This window comes from Dyella agri, assembly GCF_044904705.1.
Lineage (GTDB): Bacteria > Pseudomonadota > Gammaproteobacteria > Xanthomonadales > Rhodanobacteraceae > Rhodanobacter_A > Rhodanobacter_A agri.
The window spans coordinates 449,694-466,935 of record NZ_JADIKL010000001.1 but is presented as its reverse complement, the minus strand read 5'-3'; the positions used below and the strand labels follow the sequence as shown (position 1 = coordinate 466,935).

Annotated in this window: 15 protein-coding genes; 8 read left to right on the top strand and 7 right to left on the bottom strand. The window is 65.7% G+C overall.

Translation table 11 applies throughout. The features are described 5' to 3' along the window. Window positions 1-11: 11 nt before the first annotated feature. Window positions 12-2,159, top strand: coding sequence for a prolyl oligopeptidase family serine peptidase (locus ISP14_RS02075; protein ID WP_404535817.1), 2,148 nt, complete (start codon window positions 12-14; stop codon window positions 2,157-2,159). Between the two features lie 43 nt (window positions 2,160-2,202). Here ISP14_RS02075 and ISP14_RS02070 read toward each other — a convergent pair whose 3' ends face one another. Further along, a complete protein-coding gene (locus ISP14_RS02070) occupies window positions 2,203-3,210 on the bottom strand; it encodes a magnesium and cobalt transport protein CorA (protein ID WP_404535815.1) in 1,008 nt (335 codons plus the stop codon). 155 nt (window positions 3,211-3,365) lie between these two features. Between ISP14_RS02070 and ISP14_RS02065 the strand changes: the two genes are divergently transcribed. Then, window positions 3,366-5,390 carry an acyltransferase family protein gene (locus ISP14_RS02065; RefSeq protein WP_404535812.1) on the top strand — a complete coding sequence of 675 codons (2,025 nt, stop codon included), beginning with the start codon at window positions 3,366-3,368 and terminating at the stop codon, window positions 5,388-5,390. Window positions 5,391-5,401: 11 nt separating this feature from the next. On the opposite strand, the gene ISP14_RS02060 is transcribed toward ISP14_RS02065, so the two are convergent. The 5 genes from ISP14_RS02060 to miaB form a co-directional block, all read right to left on the bottom strand. Continuing rightward, on the bottom strand, window positions 5,402-6,613 hold the full coding sequence (locus ISP14_RS02060; protein WP_404535810.1) for a lipoprotein N-acyltransferase Lnb domain-containing protein: 1,212 nt from the start codon (window positions 6,611-6,613) through the stop codon (window positions 5,402-5,404). 94 nt (window positions 6,614-6,707) lie between these two features. Next, entirely contained in the window at window positions 6,708-7,553 is an 846-nt protein-coding gene (locus ISP14_RS02055) for an HlyC/CorC family transporter (RefSeq protein WP_404535808.1), read from the bottom strand. 287 nt (window positions 7,554-7,840) lie between these two features. Beyond that, window positions 7,841-8,296, bottom strand: a complete 456-nt coding sequence (gene ybeY / locus ISP14_RS02050; protein WP_404535806.1) for an rRNA maturation RNase YbeY — start codon at window positions 8,294-8,296, stop codon at window positions 7,841-7,843. Window positions 8,297-8,298: 2 nt separating this feature from the next. Beyond that, window positions 8,299-9,282, bottom strand: coding sequence for a PhoH family protein (locus ISP14_RS02045; RefSeq protein ID WP_404535804.1), 984 nt, complete (start codon window positions 9,280-9,282; stop codon window positions 8,299-8,301). Window positions 9,283-9,437: 155 nt separating this feature from the next. Further along, window positions 9,438-10,781 (bottom strand): tRNA (N6-isopentenyl adenosine(37)-C2)-methylthiotransferase MiaB, encoded by a 1,344-nt coding sequence (gene miaB, locus ISP14_RS02040; RefSeq protein WP_404535801.1) that lies wholly within the window; start codon window positions 10,779-10,781, stop codon window positions 9,438-9,440. Window positions 10,782-11,073: 292 nt separating this feature from the next. Between miaB and ISP14_RS02035 the strand changes: the two genes are divergently transcribed. Further along, entirely contained in the window at window positions 11,074-12,087 is a 1,014-nt protein-coding gene (locus tag ISP14_RS02035) for a lytic transglycosylase domain-containing protein (RefSeq protein WP_404535799.1), read from the top strand. A gap of 1 nt (window position 12,088) precedes the next feature. Here ISP14_RS02035 and ISP14_RS02030 read toward each other — a convergent pair whose 3' ends face one another. Continuing rightward, window positions 12,089-13,255 (bottom strand): S1C family serine protease, encoded by a 1,167-nt coding sequence (locus ISP14_RS02030; protein WP_404535796.1) that lies wholly within the window; start codon window positions 13,253-13,255, stop codon window positions 12,089-12,091. 186 nt (window positions 13,256-13,441) lie between these two features. Between ISP14_RS02030 and petA the strand changes: the two genes are divergently transcribed. The 5 genes from petA to ISP14_RS02005 all read left to right on the top strand — a co-directional run bounded on the left by petA (window position 13,442) and on the right by ISP14_RS02005 (window position 17,242). Next, complete coding sequence (gene petA, locus ISP14_RS02025; RefSeq protein ID WP_404535794.1) at window positions 13,442-14,047, top strand: ubiquinol-cytochrome c reductase iron-sulfur subunit; 606 nt, start codon at window positions 13,442-13,444, stop codon at window positions 14,045-14,047. Next, window positions 14,047-15,348 carry a cytochrome b gene (locus ISP14_RS02020; protein ID WP_404535792.1) on the top strand — a complete coding sequence of 434 codons (1,302 nt, stop codon included), beginning with the start codon at window positions 14,047-14,049 and terminating at the stop codon, window positions 15,346-15,348. Before petA ends, ISP14_RS02020 begins: the two co-directional genes overlap by 1 nt. A 13-nt stretch (window positions 15,349-15,361) precedes the next feature. Next, window positions 15,362-16,093: a cytochrome c1 gene (locus ISP14_RS02015; protein ID WP_404535790.1), complete on the top strand. Its 732-nt coding sequence runs from the start codon at window positions 15,362-15,364 to the stop codon at window positions 16,091-16,093. Window positions 16,094-16,169: 76 nt separating this feature from the next. After that, complete coding sequence (locus ISP14_RS02010; protein ID WP_404535787.1) at window positions 16,170-16,793, top strand: glutathione S-transferase N-terminal domain-containing protein; 624 nt, start codon at window positions 16,170-16,172, stop codon at window positions 16,791-16,793. Continuing rightward, entirely contained in the window at window positions 16,793-17,242 is a 450-nt protein-coding gene (locus ISP14_RS02005; RefSeq protein WP_404535785.1) for a ClpXP protease specificity-enhancing factor, read from the top strand. The genes ISP14_RS02010 and ISP14_RS02005 overlap by 1 nt, the downstream gene beginning before the upstream one ends.

Below are 17,242 nucleotides of genomic sequence, written 5' to 3'. Positions count from 1 at the left end.
ACGGAGCAACCATGAGAAACGCCCTGACCATCGCGTTGCTGCTGGCACTGGCGACTTCGCCCGTACTCGCTGCGGACACCGACACCGTCGCGCCGGTGGATACCGCGATCACCCTGGACCACGCGCCGCATCCGTTCAACGTGCGCGACCTGGTGATGATGCAGCGTGTTTCCGATCCGCAGCTGTCGCCAGACGGGCGCCATGCGGCTTTCAGTGTGCGCAGCACCGACTACGCGGCGAACAAGGGTGTCAACGCGATCTACATACAGGATCTGGATGGCGGCGAGCCGCGTAGCGTGGTGAACATGGCCGCCAATACGCCGCGCTGGTCACCCGATGGGCGCAGCCTGTACTTCCTCGCGCCGGTGAACGGCGTCGTGCAGTTGTGGCGGCGTAGCGTGGGAGACCTGTTGGCGGCTGGCGGCCATCGTCCGCCCACCAGCCTCGCGCCGGTGCAGGTGAGCCATGGCGTGCTGGATGTGCAGGCGTACAAGCTGTCGCCGGACGGCAAGAGCGTGCTGCTTTCCTACGCGGTGTTCACCGACTGCGACACCCTGGCCTGCACCAAGCAGATGCAGGACAAGCGCGCGGCGGACAAGGCCACCGGCACGCTGTACAAGAAGTTGTTCGTGCGGCACTGGGATACCTGGTCCGATGGCACGCGCAACCAGCTCTACCTGGGCCGCTTCGATGAAAAGGGCCAGCTGCCCACCGAGTCAACGTTGCTGAGCCGCGGCATCGACGGCGACGTGCCCAGCAAGCCGTTCGGCGACGACAGCGAATTCGCGTTCTCGCCCGATGGCAAGACGGTGTACTTCGGCGTGCGCATCGCCGGCCGCAGCGAACCGTGGTCCACCAATTTCGATATTTACAAGGTGCCGGCCGACGGCTCCGCGGTGCCGGCGAACCTCACTGCCGAGAACAAGGCATGGGACGCTTACCCAGTGCCTTCGCCGGATGGCAAGACGCTGTACTACCTCGCAATGAAGGTGCCGGGTTTCGAGGCGGACCGCTTCGGCATCATGGCGCTGGACCTGGCCACCGGCGCGAAGCGCGAGATCGACCCGCAGTGGGATCGCTCGCCGGGCGGCATGGGCATTTCGGCCGACGGCAAGACGCTCTACGTCACCGCCGACGACAAGGGCCAGCATCCGCTGTTCGCGGTGGAGACGGCCAGCGGCAAGGTGCGGCAGCTGGTGGGCGACGGTGAAGTGGAGAGCTATTCGCTGGCCGGTTCGCGACTGCTGCTTGCACGCAACGACCTCAAGCGCCCCACCGATCTCTACACCACGAATGCCGACGGCAAGGACCTCAAGCAGGTCACCCACTACAACACCGCCTTGCTGAAGAATGCGCACGAGGGCGACTTCGAGTTCTTCACTTTCAAGGGCTGGAACAACGAGCCGGTGCAGGGCTATGTGGTGAAGCCGGCAGGTTACCAGCCCGGCAAGAAGTACCCGGTGGCCTTCATCATCCATGGCGGCCCGCAGGGCGCGATGACCAACGGCTGGAGCTACCGCTGGAACCCGCAGACCTACGCGGGACAGGGTTTCGCGGTGGTCACCATCAACTTCCATGGCTCCACGGGGTACGGCCAGAAGTTCACCGACTCCATCTCGGGCGACTGGGGCGGCAAGCCGCTGGAGGATCTGAAGCTCGGCTGGCAGGCCGCACTGGACAAATACAGCTTCCTCGACGGCAACCGCGCCTGCGCACTCGGCGCGAGTTACGGCGGCTACATGACCTACTGGATCGCCGGCGTGTGGAACCAGCCGTGGAAGTGCCTGATCGACCACGACGGCGTGTTCGACGCGCGCATGATGTACTACGCCACCGAGGAACTGTGGTTCGAAGAGCGCGAGAACGGCGGCCCGCAATACGAGGTGCCGGCCAACTACGAGAAGTTCAACCCGGTCGACCACGTCAAGGACTGGCGTGTGCCGATGCTGGTGGTGCACAGCGGCAACGATTTCCGCATCCCGATCACCCAGGGGCTGGGCGCGTTCACCGTGATGCAGCGCCGCGGCGTTCCCAGCGAGTTCCTCACTTTCCCCAATGAGAACCACTGGGTGCTCAAGCCGCACAACAGCGTGCTGTGGCATGACACCGTGAACGCGTGGCTGAAGCAGTGGACGGCGGAGCCGAAGGCGAAGCAATAAACCGGAGTACCCCAACCTTCCCTGTCGACGGGGAGGGTTGGGGCTACAACCACTTCGCCCGTTTCAGCGCGAGGTAGATGCCGCCCACCACGCAGATCACCACGCCGATGATCACCGGGTAGCTCCAGGCTTCGGCGAGCTCGGGCATGTGGGTGAAGTTCATGCCGTACCAGCTGGTGATGAGGGTGGGGGCCGCAAGCATTGCGGCCCAGCCGGCGAGTTTCTTCATCACCTCGTTCTGGCCGAAGGTGACCAGCGACAGGTTCACGCTGATCGCGGCGGTGAGCATCTCGCGCATCGCGCTGATCGCATCGTTCACGCGCGTCACGTGGTCGTGCACGTCGCGGAAGTAGGCACGCAGTTCGTCGGGGATCAGTTGCGGATGCAGCCGTACCAGCTGGCTGATCACATCCTGCAGCGGCGACACGGCGAGGCGCAGCGTCATCAGGTCGCGCTGCATGTCGTACAGCCGGCGCACGGTATCGCGGTTGAAGCTGGCGGCGAAGATGTCCTGCTCCAGCTCCTGCAACTCCTCGCGGAAGTCGCGCACGATCGGCATCAGGTTGTCGACGATGAAGTCCAGCACACTATACAAGCCGTAGCTCGGGCCCAGCGACAACAGGTCGGGCGTATGCTCGCAACTGCGTCGTGCAGGTGCGTAGGAGAGCGAGGCGCCATGGCGCACGGTGACCAGATAGCGCGCGCCGAGGAAGATGTGCGTTTCGCCGAACGCGATGTGGCCGCTTTCGAGCTGGGCGGTCTGCACCACGATGAACAGCGAGTTGCCGTAGGCCTCGATCTTGGTGCGCTGGTGTGCGCTCTGCGCATCTTCGATCGCGAGGTCATGCAGGTCGAACTCCTCCTGCAGTTTCAGCAGCAATGCGGCATCCGGCTCGTGCAGGCCGACCCACACAAAGGTGTCCGGCTCCTGCAGCACGTCGCTGATCGCGTCGATGCCCACGTCGCCGATGCGACTGCCGTCGCTGCGGTAGGCAACGCAGTTGACCACCATGCGGGTTTCGGCCGGGTCGGTTGTGGCTGGTGTAGGCATGTCTGCATGATGCCGTCGCGACAAGTATCAGGGCAATGCCGGGGTCGTGATTTGGTACCTTGGGGGGACTTGGCATTCACGGCTGCGGATAAGCCAGTAGCGTCCAGGCCCTGTACCATCGTCACATTCATGTTCGGTTGACAGGGGCGCGGCAGATGAGGGGGCACGAATATCGGCTGGGTTATCGGGCCGATCTCGAAGGTTTGCGCGCCGTGGCGATCCTGCTGGTCGTGGCGGTACACGCTGGGGTGCCATGGCTGCGCGGCGGCTTCGTGGGCGTGGATGTGTTCTTCGTACTGTCCGGGTTCCTGATCACCGGCCTGCTGGTGCAGGAGGTATCGAACACGGGGCGACTCCGGCTTGCGGAATTCTACGTACGGCGCTTGCGCCGCCTGCTGCCGGCGTTGTTGGTCATGCTTCTGGTGGTCGGGGCGCTTGCGGCGTTCTTGCTGGCTCCGGCGGAGCAGCAGCGACAATCGTCCGCGGCCGCGATGGCAGCGTTGTGGTTGAGCAACATCCATTTCGCCTTTGCCCGATTGAACTACTTCGCACCAGGCACCGAGACCAACCTGTTTCTGCACACATGGTCGCTGGGCGTGGAGGAACAGTTCTACCTGGTATGGCCTGCCTTGCTGGTATTGCTGCTTGGACGCAACGGCACGCGTGACCTCGCTCGCCTGAAAATCCACATGTGGGCAATAGTGGTGGCCAGCTTGGTGAGCTGCATACTGTTGACATACACGGCACCGCAGCTGGCGTTCTATATGATGCCGATGCGTGCCTGGCAGTTCGCTGCAGGTGCGCTGGTTTGGCTGTGCTACCAGATGCCGAGTGCTTCTGCAGGCGCGCCGTGGTGGGAGCGCCACCCCGCGGCACCGCGTGTGATGGGATGGCTGGGCCTGGCATTGATTGCAGTGGCCGGAGGGGGGGGCAGTGCCGACATTCCTTATCCAGGCGCCTATGGGGTGCTGCCGACGCTAGGGGCGGCCTGCATTATCACCGCAGGCTGTGTGACCGCGACGCCGGGCGGCGTGTCGCGCGTGCTGTCGTGGCGGCCGCTGCAGTGGCTTGGTGGAATTTCCTACTCGTGGTACCTGTGGCATTGGCCAATCCTGCTGCTGGGGCGGGCACTCACAGGATCGGACTCGCCGATCTGTCGCATGTGCTGCGTTCTGCTCTCGTTGCTTCTGGCCTGGATCTCCTGCCGGTTCATTGAGGTGCCGATCCGCAATTGGCGCGAATGGCTGTTGCGTCCGCGCATGGCGATCTTCGGTGCCTTGGCGCTCATGCTGCTGGCCAACGGCCTTTGCATGCGTTGGTACAACCAGACCAGCATGCCGATGCTGGAGCCGCTAGCGCAGAACTACGCGGCAGCGCATTACGATGCGCCGGCGATTTACGATATGGGATGTGACGACTGGTATCGCAGCGACCGGGTGCGCATCTGCGCATTCGGGTCGACCGATGCGACACATACGGCGGTGCTGATGGGTGATAGCCATGCCGCGCAGTGGTTCCCTGCGGCCGCCAAGGTGTTCGACCGGCCAGGTTGGCGTCTGTTGGTAGTTACCAAGTCGTCCTGCCCGATGGTAGATGAGCCGATCTTTGATCACAGTATCGGCAAGGCATACACAGTTTGTGCAACGTGGCGTGGGAATGCCTTGAAACAGGTGGCTGCGCTCAAGCCAGATGTGTTGCTGCTCGGCAGTGCAGGGTATGAATTCACCCAGACACAGTGGATCGATGGCACCGCCAGGGTGCTTGGCGTATTGAGTCCGGCTTCGGGCCACATCTACATTTTGCGCGATACGCCGCGGCTGCCCTTCGATGGGCCGAACTGCCTGGCGCAACAGGCGCACCGTGTGGTGCGGCTGGGGTTGCGACGAACCTGCGGCGCGGCAGAGGCGAATTTCGATGCGGAACGATTGTATCTCTGGCTGGGGCGTGCCGCAGCCCGGTTCGCTAACGTCAGTATGCTGGATATGAATCAGCAGGTTTGCCCGGCAGGGATGTGCTTGGCGCAACGGCAGGGAAGGGTAGTCTTTCGCGACTCGCAGCATTTGACTGGCAGTTTCGCCGCCACTCTGTGGCCAGTGCTGGCGCAGAAGCTTGGACTCGGCGTGGTCGGCAAGGATGATACGACCGACGTGTCATCGAGCCGATTTTCGGCCACGAAATGAAGTGCGCTTCTTCAACTGTGGGTCGTTTGCCGCAAACTCCACGCTAGAGCTAGCCACGCCGGTAGCGCGAACAGCAGCCAGGGCTGGTTCTGCTGCACGGTACCGGGCAGCAGGTGCAGCAGCACGGCGACGAGCGCGGCGGCGAGTTGCAGGATCAGCACCGTGTTGGCGAAGCGCGAGGGCGCGATGTCGCGGCGGGCGCGCCAGACGGCGCGCAGCAGCAGGAAGGCGAGTGGGCTAAACAGCAGTAGGTTCGCATTGGCCCAGGCGGAGTGGTGGCTGGTGAGTGTCCACAGCGTCAGCAGCAGCAGGCCGACCAGCCCCGCGACGATGAGATAGAGCGTGGCGAGCAGGGCATGGGCGAGTCGGGCGCGGCGTGTGGTTGCCACGAGCAGGACGGCGAAGGCGAGTCCCGACGCGCCCAGCGGCAGGCGCAGGTCCGGCGCCTGGGCCGGGGGCGCCGGCAGGCGGTTGGGTGAGAGCAGTTCTTCGTTCTGCACCAGTGACTGGGTGCCGCCGCGGCCGTCGGGTACGCGGATGCCGCGCAGCTTGGCCTGCAACTCGTAGGGCAGGAAGCTTTCGCTCCACGCGTTCATCGGCTGATCGGCGTAGGGGCCGAGGCCGAGGTCGAGCAGCAGCATCAGCCAGGGTTGCGCACTCATCAGGCGGTCGGTCTGCTGGCGGTAGCTCATGCCGCCGGCCTGCGCGGCGAGGCCTGCCTTGATGACGCCGCCGAGCGCCTTGTCCAGCGCGTCGCGTACGCGGGTGGTGCAGTTGTCGACGTAGTAGTCGTAGTTGTAGCCGGCGTTCTCGGGGCGCAGGTTCCAGAACAGGAAATCGCGCAGCGCGGCGGCCTGTTCGGGCGTGAACGCAAGGCGCTGGCGGGTGATCGAACGGCCCACCTGGATGTAGTAGCTCTCCTCGTCGACGGTGGGCTCGGCATCCATCAGGTAGTGCATGCGGCCGCGCGCGAAGTTGAGGAAGAAGTTCTTCTCGTTGAAATCGAACACGCCGTAATTGAAGTTCACCGCCTCGCCGCTGACGGTGTCGCGCAGTTCCAGCGCGTCGTGGCCGAAGCGTTCCCAGTAGACGTCGCCCGGCCCGTAGGTGACCAGCGAGACTTCCAGGTTCGCGCCGGGCGCGTTGACGACGCTGGCGCGGGCCGGGGCGACGGCCAGCAGAAGGAAGGCGAGCAGGGAAAGCAGCTTGGCGAGCGGGGGCATGGTGGTCCTAGTGCAGGAACGCACCCTGTGCGCGATTGCCTTTGGCTTCGATCAGGTGCCAGAGCATTCGCGCACGGGATGCGCTCCTACAGGGTCAGATCTCGCGGCGCGTCACACGGAATTGCTGCACGCGCCGGTCGTCGGCCTCGGTGACGTGGAACAGGAATTCGCCGGCGCTGGCTTCCTCGCCCGCCTCGGGCAAGTGGCCGAACTCGGCGGTGATCAGGCCGCCGATGGTGTCGAACTCCTCGTCGGAGAAGTTGCAGCCGATCACCTCGTTGAAGTCCTCGATCGGCGTGAGCGCGCTCACCAGCCACGAACCGTTGGCCTGGGCGTGGATCAGCGCGGGCTCTTCCTCGTCGTCGTGCTCGTCGTCGATCTCGCCGACGATCTGCTCCAGCACGTCCTCGATGGTGATCAGGCCGGCCACGCCGCCGTATTCGTCCACCACCATCGCCATGTGGTTGCGGCTGCGGCGGAATTCGGCCAGCAGCACGTTGAGGCGCATGGACTCGGGGATCAGCACCGCAGGGCGCAGGATCGCGTGGATGTCGAAGTCGGTGCCGTTGCCGAAGAACTTGAGCAGGTCCTTGGCCAGCAGCACGCCGAGGATGTCGTCCTTGTCCTCGCCGTGCACAGGGAAGCGCGAGTGGCCGGATTCGACCACGGCGGCGAGGATGTCCTGGAGCGGTGCGTCGGCGGCGATCATCACGATCTGCACGCGCGGCACCATCACGTCGTCCACGCTCAGTTCGGTGACCTTGAGCGCGCCTTCCAGCATGGGCAGGGTGTCGGCGCTAAGCAGGCCGTTGACCTGGGCGGTGCGCAACTCATCGATCAGTTCCGCGCGGTTGCGCGGCTCGCCGGAAAACAGATGGCCCAGTCGATCCCACCAGGTGCGATGGGCCGGGCCGCTGGTACTGCCGGGGTCGTCGTTCATTACTCGGTTTGCAACTGCCCGGGGGCGGGCGGGAACACGAGTCTAGCGGAAATGGTGTGACGATTCAGGGTGATGGCGCGCAGCTTGAACCCTCTCCCCCTTGGGGAGAGGGCAGGGGGAGGGGGCGGCTCTCGCCGTTATCTGCATGGATGGGATGGGGGTGGCTTCTGGGAAGGCCGGGTTTGCCGGTGGAGCCAGGGCGAGCGTGGGCCCTCACCCCAGTCCTCTTCCTCGCCCCTGCAAAGCAGGACCATCCATGGCCGTTCCCCGCTTCCCGGAGGGGGCAATCAGTCGCAATAGGGATCGGCGATGCCCAGCCCGGCGAGGATGCGCGTCTCCAGCGCCTCCATCGCCTCGGCCTCCGCCTCCACGATATGGTCGTAGCCGAGCAGATGCAGCGTGCCGTGCACGGTGAGGTGGGCCCAATGGTCGCGCGCGCGTTTGCCCTGCTCGACAGCCTCGCGTGCCACCACGGGGGCGCAGATCACCATGTCGCCGATCAACGGCAGCTTCAGGTCCGGGGGCAGTTCGGCCTCGAACGAAAGTACGTTCGTCGCGTAGTCCTTGCCGCGATAGTCGCGGTTGAGCGCGCGCCCCTCTTCGGCGTCGACGATGCGGATGGAAAGCTCGGTCGCCTTGCGCCGTTTCGCGCCGTGCAGCGCGGCCTCCACCCAGCGGCGGAAGCTGGCCGCCGAGGGAATGCCGGCGCGTGGCACCGCGTAGCCCAGGTGCACCGTCGCCATGCTCACTTCGTGTCCTCGTCCTTCTGCTCGAAGGCTTCGTAGGCGCGCACGATCTTCGCCACCAGCGGGTGGCGCACCACGTCGCGCGAGGTGAAGAAGGTGAAGCTGATGCCGTCCACGCCGCGCAGCACTTCCACCGCATGGCGCAGGCCGGAGCGCACGTTGCGCGGCAGGTCGACCTGGCTGACGTCGCCGGTGATCACCGCCACCGAGCCGAAGCCGATGCGGGTGAGGAACATCTTCATCTGCTCGACGGTGGTGTTCTGCGCTTCGTCGAGGATCACGTAGGAGTCGTTGAGTGTGCGGCCGCGCATGTATGCCAGCGGCGCGATCTCGATCACGTTGCGCTCGATCAGCTTGGCGACTTTCTCGAAGCCGAGCATCTCGTACAGCGCGTCGTACAGCGGGCGCAGGTAGGGGTCGACCTTCTGGGTGAGGTCGCCGGGCAGGAAGCCGAGCTTCTCGCCGGCTTCCACCGCCGGGCGCACCAGCAGCACGCGCTGCACGCGGTTCGCCTCCAGCGCTTCCACTGCGCTGGCCACGGCAAGATAGGTCTTGCCGGTACCGGCCGGACCCACGCCAAAGCTGATGTCGTGGCGCGAGATGGCGTGCAGGTAGCGCGCCTGGTTGGGGCCGCGGCCCTTGATCACGCCGCGCTTCACCTTGATGACGACGTCCTGCGCGCCTTCACCCGCGTCGTCCGCAAGTGCGTCCACGCCCGACTCGGCCAGGTGCAGATTGATCTTCGCGCCGTTGAGGGTTTCGTTCTCGGTGACGGTGTACAGCGTGCGCAGCACCTTCTCGGCGGCACGCGCGCCGGCTTCCTCGCCGATCACACGGAACAGATTGCCGCGGTGGTCGATCTCCACGCCCAGGCGCAGTTCGATCTGGCGCAGGTGCTCGTCGAACGGCCCGCACAGGCTGGCAAGCCGGGCGTTGTCTTCCGGATCGAGGGCGAAGTCGCGTTCGTTGAGGCCTGGGGTCATGGGTTTGATGAAGGACTTGAAGGGTGGATCCTTCTCCCTCCGGGAGAAGGTGCCGGCAGGCGGATGAGGGTGCGGGCGGAGCGTGTCATTGCAGCGTTGCGCAAGCCCCAGACCCTCTTCCCAACCCCTCTCCCAAAGGGAGAGGGGCTTTTGAATCAGGCGGCTTCCTCGGCCAGCGCGTGCACACGCCCGCGCAGCGAATTGCTCATTGCCTCGGTGATCAGCACGTCGACGAAGCGACCGATCATGCGCGCGTCGCCGGGGAAGTTCACGTAGCGCATATTCTCGGTGCGGCCAGCGAGTTCGTGCGGGTTCTTGGTGCTCGGCTTTTCCACCAGCACGCGCTGAACGGTGCCGATCATAGCCTCGTTGATCGTCTTCGCGTTGGCGTTGATCGCGGCCTGCAGGCGTTCCAGCCGCTGGTGTTTCACCGCCATCGGCGTGTCGTCGGCGAGACTCGCGGCCGGCGTGCCGGGGCGCGCGGAAAAGATGAAGCTGAAGCTCTGGTCGAAGCCGACGTCCTCGATCAGCTTCATGGTCTTCTCGAAATCCTCGTCGGTTTCGCCAGGGAAGCCCACGATGAAGTCCGAGCTGATGCAGATGTCCGGGCGCACCACGCGCAGCTTGCGGATCTTCTGCTTGAACTCCAGTGCGGTGTAGCCACGCTTCATCGCGGCGAGGATGCGGTCCGAGCCGGCCTGCACCGGCAGGTGCAGGAAGTTGGCGAGCTTCGGCACGCTGGCATAAGCCTCGACCAGCGAGTCGGAGAACTCCAGCGGATGCGAGGTGGTGAAGCGGATGCGGCCGATGCCGTCGATCTGCGCGATGGCGTGGATCAGCACGGCCAGGTCCGCGATGCCGCCATCGTGCATGGGGCCGCGGTAAGCGTTGACGTTCTGGCCGAGCAGATTCACTTCGCGCACGCCCTGTTCGGCGAGCTGCGCCACTTCCACCAGCACGTCGTCGAAGGGACGGCTGATCTCGGTGCCACGGGTGTAGGGCACCACGCAGTAGCTGCAGTACTTGGAGCAGCCTTCCATGATCGAGACGAAAGCGGTGGGGCCTTCAGCGCGTGGCTCGGGCAGCTTGTCGAACTTCTCGATCTCGGGGAAGGAGATGTCCACCTGGGGCCTGCCGCTCTCGCGGCGCGACTCGATCAGTTCGGGCAGGCGGTGCAGGGTCTGCGGGCCGAACACCAGGTCCACGAACGGGGCGCGCTTGATGATGGCTTCGCCTTCCTGCGAGGCCACGCAACCGCCCACGCCGATGAGGACTTGCCGGCCACCCTGTTTGTGCTCCTTCCAGCGGCCGAGCTGGCTGAACACCTTCTCCTGCGCCTTCTCGCGGATCGAGCAGGTGTTGACCAGGATCACGTCCGCCTCGGATTCGTCCTGGGTCAGCTCCAGGCCATGCGAGGCCTTGAGCACGTCGGCCATCTTGGCCGAGTCGTACTCATTCATCTGGCAGCCGTGGGTCTTGATGAAAAGTTTGCCGCTCATGGTGCTGGTTACCGTGGTTTCGCAGGGGCGCGGCGTGGATGGCGCCGAACCGTGCAGTTTACGCCGACCCGCCATGGGCTGCCAGCAAGCGGCGAGTCGGATCAAGCACTTGGAGCGCCCTCCCGACGTGCATACCGCACGGAACGGCGGATTCGCTCTTGGCGCGGAAGTCGCGCGGCGGCACACTGCGGCCATGTCCGATGCCGTACGCCACGGGGGGAGCGCCGGCCGGCCCGTTGCGGGCTCCCCGTCATCCAGCACGATCCCGCGTCGGATCGCGTTGGGCTGCGCCTTGCTAGCGGCAGCGCTGTGGCTGCCGAGGGCGCATGCGGGCAATCTGTATCGCTGCACCGGCGCCAACGGCGAGACGGTGTTCACCGGCAGTACCGCGGGCTATCACGACTGCCGCAAGCTGGGCAGCTACGGCGCGCCGGCGCGCCGCGCACCGGTGACCTCGTTGCATCATGTGCAAGGCGCGGTCGTGGGTACCCGGCCAAAGATGGATACCGCGGTGGCTTCGTTGGCTTCCGTGCAAGGCGGCGTGCTGAGCAGCGCGAAGCTGCAGCCGGCCGACCCGTTGCCGCTGGCCGCGGCGGTTCCTGCTGCTGCTGACGTGCCGGCTGCCTTGCGCGGGCGCTGGACGTACCAGCAATCGAACGGTGCCGCCGCGCCGTCCGACGTGCCGGCCGCCACGGCGCCGGGCGACCGCGTGCTGCGCGGGGCGGTATACCGGATCGTCCGCGCCGACGGGGGGGTGGAATACACCAATATTCCGCCCGCCGGCCGCGCCGCGCAGACGGTGAAGATGCTGTTCACCTACATCGCCACCTGCTTCGCCTGCAACCTGCACTCGACCGTCCACTGGGGCAGCGTGTCGCTCAACCTCACCGCCTACGCCGACGCGATCCGTGCGGCCAGCGTGGAGTACGGCGTGGACGAAGCTTTCCTGCGCGCGATCATCCACGCCGAGAGCGCCTACAACCCGCGCGCGCTGTCGCTCAAGGGCGCACAAGGGCTGATGCAGCTGATGCCAGGCACCGCTGGCGACATGGGCGTGCTGGACGCGTTCGACACCGGCCAGAACATTCGCGGCGGTGCGCGCTATCTCAGCCTGCTGCTGCATGTCTTCGGCGGCAACGAGCACCTGGCGGCCGCCGCCTACAATGCCGGCCCCGGTGCGGTGCAGCGCTACAACGGCATACCGCCGTATGCGGAAACCCAGGTCTACGTGCAACGCGTGGACACCCTGCGCAAGCGCTACGAGGCGGCCCTGCATCCGCCATTGGCGGCGGCGCGCCCGGGTTGAATCACTGGATGTTGCTGCTGGCGGCTTCCACGCTCATCGGCGGGCGCTCGGTCAGGGTGGCTTCGGTATGGAAGGGGCTGCCGTTGCGCAGGCCGGAAATCGCCACCTTGGCGCCCGGCTTGATCGTCGACTCGCGCCGGCGCAGGTCGGCCGGATCGCGGATGTCGTTGTCGCCGATGCGCAGCAGGATGTCGCGTGGCTGGATGCCGGCCAGCGCGGCGGGACTGCCGGGGTACACGTCGGAGACCTGGGCGCCGCGCGCGGCCGCGGGCAGGCCGCTGTTCGCGGCCACCGGCACGAAGGTGTAGTCCGCCCCCAGCCAGCCGCGCACCACGTGGCCGGTGGCGACGATCTGGTCGAGTACCCGCTTGGCGGTGCCCGCCGGGATAGCGAAGCCGATGCCCTCGGCATTGGCGGCTTTGCCGATCAGCGCTGTGTTGATGCCTACCAGCCTGCCCTCGGCGTTGACCAGCGCGCCGCCGGAATTGCCGAGGTTGATCGCCGCGTCGGTCTGGATGAAGTCCTCGGCGCTGGAGGTGTTCAACTGACGACCCACCGCGCTGACGATGCCCATCGTCACGGTCTGGTTGAGGCCCAGCGGGTTGCCGATCGCGAGCACCACGTCGCCGGGGCGCGGCTTCTGCTCGGCGAGCCGGATCACCGGCAGGTTGCCGGCGTCGATCTTCAGCACGGCCAGGTCGGTCTCCTCGTCGGTGCCGACCACGGTGGCCTTGGCCACACGGCCGTCGTACAGCAGCACCTGGATGTCGGTGGCGTGCGAGATCACGTGGTAGTTGGTGAGCACGTAGCCTTGCGCGCTGACGATGACGCCCGAGCCCAGGGTCTGCTCGCGCCGTGCGTAGGTGGTGAGGGTGCCGCCGAGCAGCTGCTGCAGGATGGGGTTGTCGTACATCTTGATCGCCCGCTCGTTGACGATCTTGTTGGCATAGATGTTCACCACCGAGGGCGCCGCGTCGGCGACCGCGTCGGCATAGGAGGCCGGTGCGGCCACGCTCGGCGTGCCTGCGGTCGGTGCGCCGGGCAGGCCCAGCCGCGCGCGCAGGCGCTCGCCGCTGCCGGGCCAGAACAGGCTGATCACGAACGCCGCCGCCAGGCCGATGACGACACAGCGGGCGAGGAAGGCGAGCGTGCCGGCGGCATGTTTCATGTGGTGGTGCAATCCGTGACGGGCGGGCGGACGGTAGGGTAGGCTGGCGACGGGGGAGCGTCGATACGCCGCGGCACTTTTATTGTACGGTGTATGGGCTGACGCTAGACTAACGCGATTTTTAGGGGTTCCAATCTATTGCTGGGGCGAAAGCCCTTCCTGACGCATCAAGTACCGGAGAGCCTGATGGCGAACGAAGTCGTCGATCATGGCCGCCGCCGGTTTCTCACGACGGCCACTGCGGTGGTTGGTGGTGTTGGAATCGTCTCGGTGGCTGTGCCCTTCATCAAGTCGTGGGAACCCAGCGCGCGAGCCAAGGCCGCTGGAGCACCGGTCACTCAGTCCCTCAAGAAGATAGAACCGGGCCAGCAACTGATCGTCGGCTGGCGCAGCCTGCCGGTATTCATCGTCAACCGCACGCCGACCCAGCTGGCGGCGCTGCCCAAGCAGGACCCGCGCCTCGTCGACCCGAAGTCCGACGGCGCCTCCGCCGCCCAGCAACCGAAGTACGCGCAGAACGACACGCGCTCGATCAAGCCCGAGTGGCTGGTGATGATCGGCATCTGTACCCATCTGGGCTGCGTGCCGAACTACGTCGGCGAGATCAAGCCCGAGCCGTTCGATCCGAACTGGCAGGGCGGCTACTACTGCCCCTGCCACCACTCGCGCTACGACATGGCGGGCCGCGTGTACCAGGGCGTGCCGGCGCCGAAGAACATGGAGATCCCGCCGTACCACTTCATCGACGACACGACCGTGCAGATCGGCGTGGATCCGCAGGGGGCCGCGTGATGGCGAACGTATTTTCGAGCATCGGCGACTGGGTCAACGAGCGCGCGCCGGGCCTCGCGCCCGTGTACCGCAAGCACATGACCGAGTACTACGCGCCGAAGAACTTCAACCTCTGGTACTACTTCGGCTCGCTGGCCCTGCTGGTTCTGGTCAACCAGATCGTCACCGGCATCTTCCTCACGATGAACTACAACCCGAGCGCGGCAGGCGCCTTCGACTCGGTGCAGTACATCATGCGCGACGTGGAGTGGGGCTGGCTGATCCGCTACATGCACTCCACCGGTGCCTCGCTGTTCTTCGTGGTGGTATTCCTGCACATGTTCCGCGGCATCATGTACGGCTCGTACAAGAAGCCGCGCGAACTGGTCTGGCTGCTCGGCATGCTGATCTTCCTGGTGCTGATGGCCGAGGCCTTCATGGGCTACGTGCTGCCGTGGGGCAACATGTCGTTCTGGGGCGCCAAGGTGATCGTGTCGCTGTTCGGCACCATCCCGGTGATCGGCGGCCACCTGGTCGAGTGGATCATGGGCGACTTCCTGCCCGCCGACGCCACGCTGAACCGCTTCTTCGCGCTGCACGTGATCGCACTGCCGATCGTGCTGTTGCTGCTGGTGGTGCTGCACCTGGCGGCGCTGCACGAAGTGGGCTCGAACAACCCCGACGGCGTCGACGTCAAGCACGGCCCGAAGGGTAACCGCTGGAGCGCGAGCGCTCCGGTCGACGGCATCCCGTTCCACCCGTACTACACGGTGAAGGACTTGGCCGGGGTGGGCTTCTTCCTGATCGTGGCGGCCTTCATCATCTTCTTCGCGCCGACCTTCGGCGGCTGGTTCCTCGAGCACGACAACTCGATCGCCGCAAACAACTTGGTCACCCCGGCGGAGATCAAGCCGGTGTGGTACTTCACCCCGTTCTACGCGATCGTGCGCATGATCCCGTCATTCGCGGGCACCGCCGTATGGGGCGTGCTGGCGATGTTCGGCGCGATCGCGGTGCTGTTCCTGCTGCCATGGTTCGACCGCGGCAAGGTCAAGTCGATCCGCTACCGCGGCACCGGTTACAAGGTGGGGCTGACGCTGTTCGTGATCGCGTTCTTCGGCCTGGGTTCGGTGGGTGCGGGCATCACCGCGGAAGTGATCCCGGCCTGGTTCGGCAACGTCGACCTCACCACCTGGGAGAACGCGTTCGGCCGCACGATGACGCTGATCTACTTCGGTTTCTTCGCGTTTCTGTGGGCCTACACACACTTCGGCTGGGAAAAGACCAAGCCGGTTCCGGATCGGGTGACGATGCATGACTAAGCCGACGCTCTTGATGAAACGGATCCTTCCTGCGGTCGCGCTGGTCCTGGGCCTGCTGGTCGCCGGCCAGCAGGCGGCGCGCGCCGAGGGCGAAGGGCAGCTGATGGCGTCGGGCTCCAACGTGGGCGACCAGGCCTCGCTGCAGCGCGGCGCGCGGCTGTTCTTCAACTACTGCGTGGGCTGCCACTCGCTGAAGTACATGCGCTACTCGCGCATCGCCGACGATCTCGGGCTGACCGAGCAGCAGGTGATGCAGAACCTCAACTTCACCGGCGCCAAGTTCGACGATCCCGTGATCTCGCACATGCCGGCGGAGGACGCGACGAAGTGGTTCGGCAAGGATCCGCCGGACCTGTCGCTGGAGGTGAGCGCGAAGACCTCCGACTGGGTCTACACCTACCTCAACACCTTCTACCTCGATCCGAAGAGCCCGATCGGCTGGAACAACACCACCTTGCCGAACGCAGCGATGCCGTTCCCGCTGTGGGAACTGCAGGGCCAGCAGACCGCGGTGATGAAGCCCGGTGGCGACGAGGTGGAGAAGCTGCAGCTGGGCAATCCCGGCAAGCTGACCCCGGCGCAGTACCAGCAGGCGACGCGTGACCTGGTGAACTTCCTGGAGTACGTTTCGGAACCGGCGGCCCTGCAGCGGCACCATTACGGCGTATGGGTGCTGCTGTTCCTGGCGCTGTTCACCCTGCTGGCCTACGTCCTCAAGAAGGAATACTGGAAAGACGTCCACTGACCCCGGGAGAAACACCCATCGGATGCGGCGGCCCACGGCTGCCGCATCCGTGCAACCGAAACAGGGAATTCCGCGCATGGTTCCAAGCGCCCGCTCGCGTACCGCACTCACCCTTTACACCACGGCCGACGACATCCAGTGCCATCGTGCCCGCCTGGTGCTGGCCGCCAAGGGCGTCAGCTACGACCGGGTGCTGGTGGATCCCGGCAAGCCGCCCGAGGACCTGCTCGACCTCAATCCCTACGGCAGCACGCCGACCCTGGTCGATCGCGACCTCACCCTGTACGACGCCAGCGTGGTGTGCGAATACCTCGACGAGCGCTACCCGCACCCGCCGCTGATGCCGATCGATCCACTGTCCCGCGCGCGGCTGCGCGTGGCCGCGGTGCGCATCGAAAAGGACTGGCTGACCGAGGTCGATACCATCCGCGCCGGCGGCCGCACCGCCGAGCCGGCACGCAAGCGCCTGCGCGCCCACCTGCTGGCCGCATTGCCGCTGTTCAAGGCCGCCAAGTTCTTCCTCAACCCCGAAATGAGCCTGGCCGACTGCCTGGTGGCGCCGGTGGTGTGGCGGCTGCCTTGGCTGGGTGTGGATCTGGGCCGCGAGGGCAAGCCGATCCTCGACTACGGCGAACGGCTCTTCCATAGCCAGGGTTTTGCGCGCAGCATGACCGAGCAAGAAAAGGCCATGCGTCCCTGATGAGCGAAGTAACCCACCCGATGACCTCCAATCGCCCGTACCTGCTGCGTGCGATCTACGACTGGATCAGCGACAACGGCCTGACCCCGTACCTCCTGATCGATGCCAGCGGCGAGGGCGTGCGCGTGCCGCCGCAGGTGATCAAGAACGGCCAGGTGGTGCTGAACATCGCGATGCGCGCGGTGGCGAACCTGGAGCTGGGCAACGACTGGATCGGTTTCTCTGCGCGCTTCTCCGGCGTCAGCCACGTGGTGCGCATCCCGATCGGTTCGGTGCTGGCGCTGTACGCGCAGGAGAACGGGCAGGGCATGATGTTCCCGACCGACGAGGAGGGGGGCGATACGCCGCCGCCCGCGCCGGCACCGGACGAGCCGCCGTCCGGCCCCAGCGGCGGCACCGGCGACGACAAGCCGAAGCGCGGTGCGCCGCACCTGCGTGTGATCAAGTAG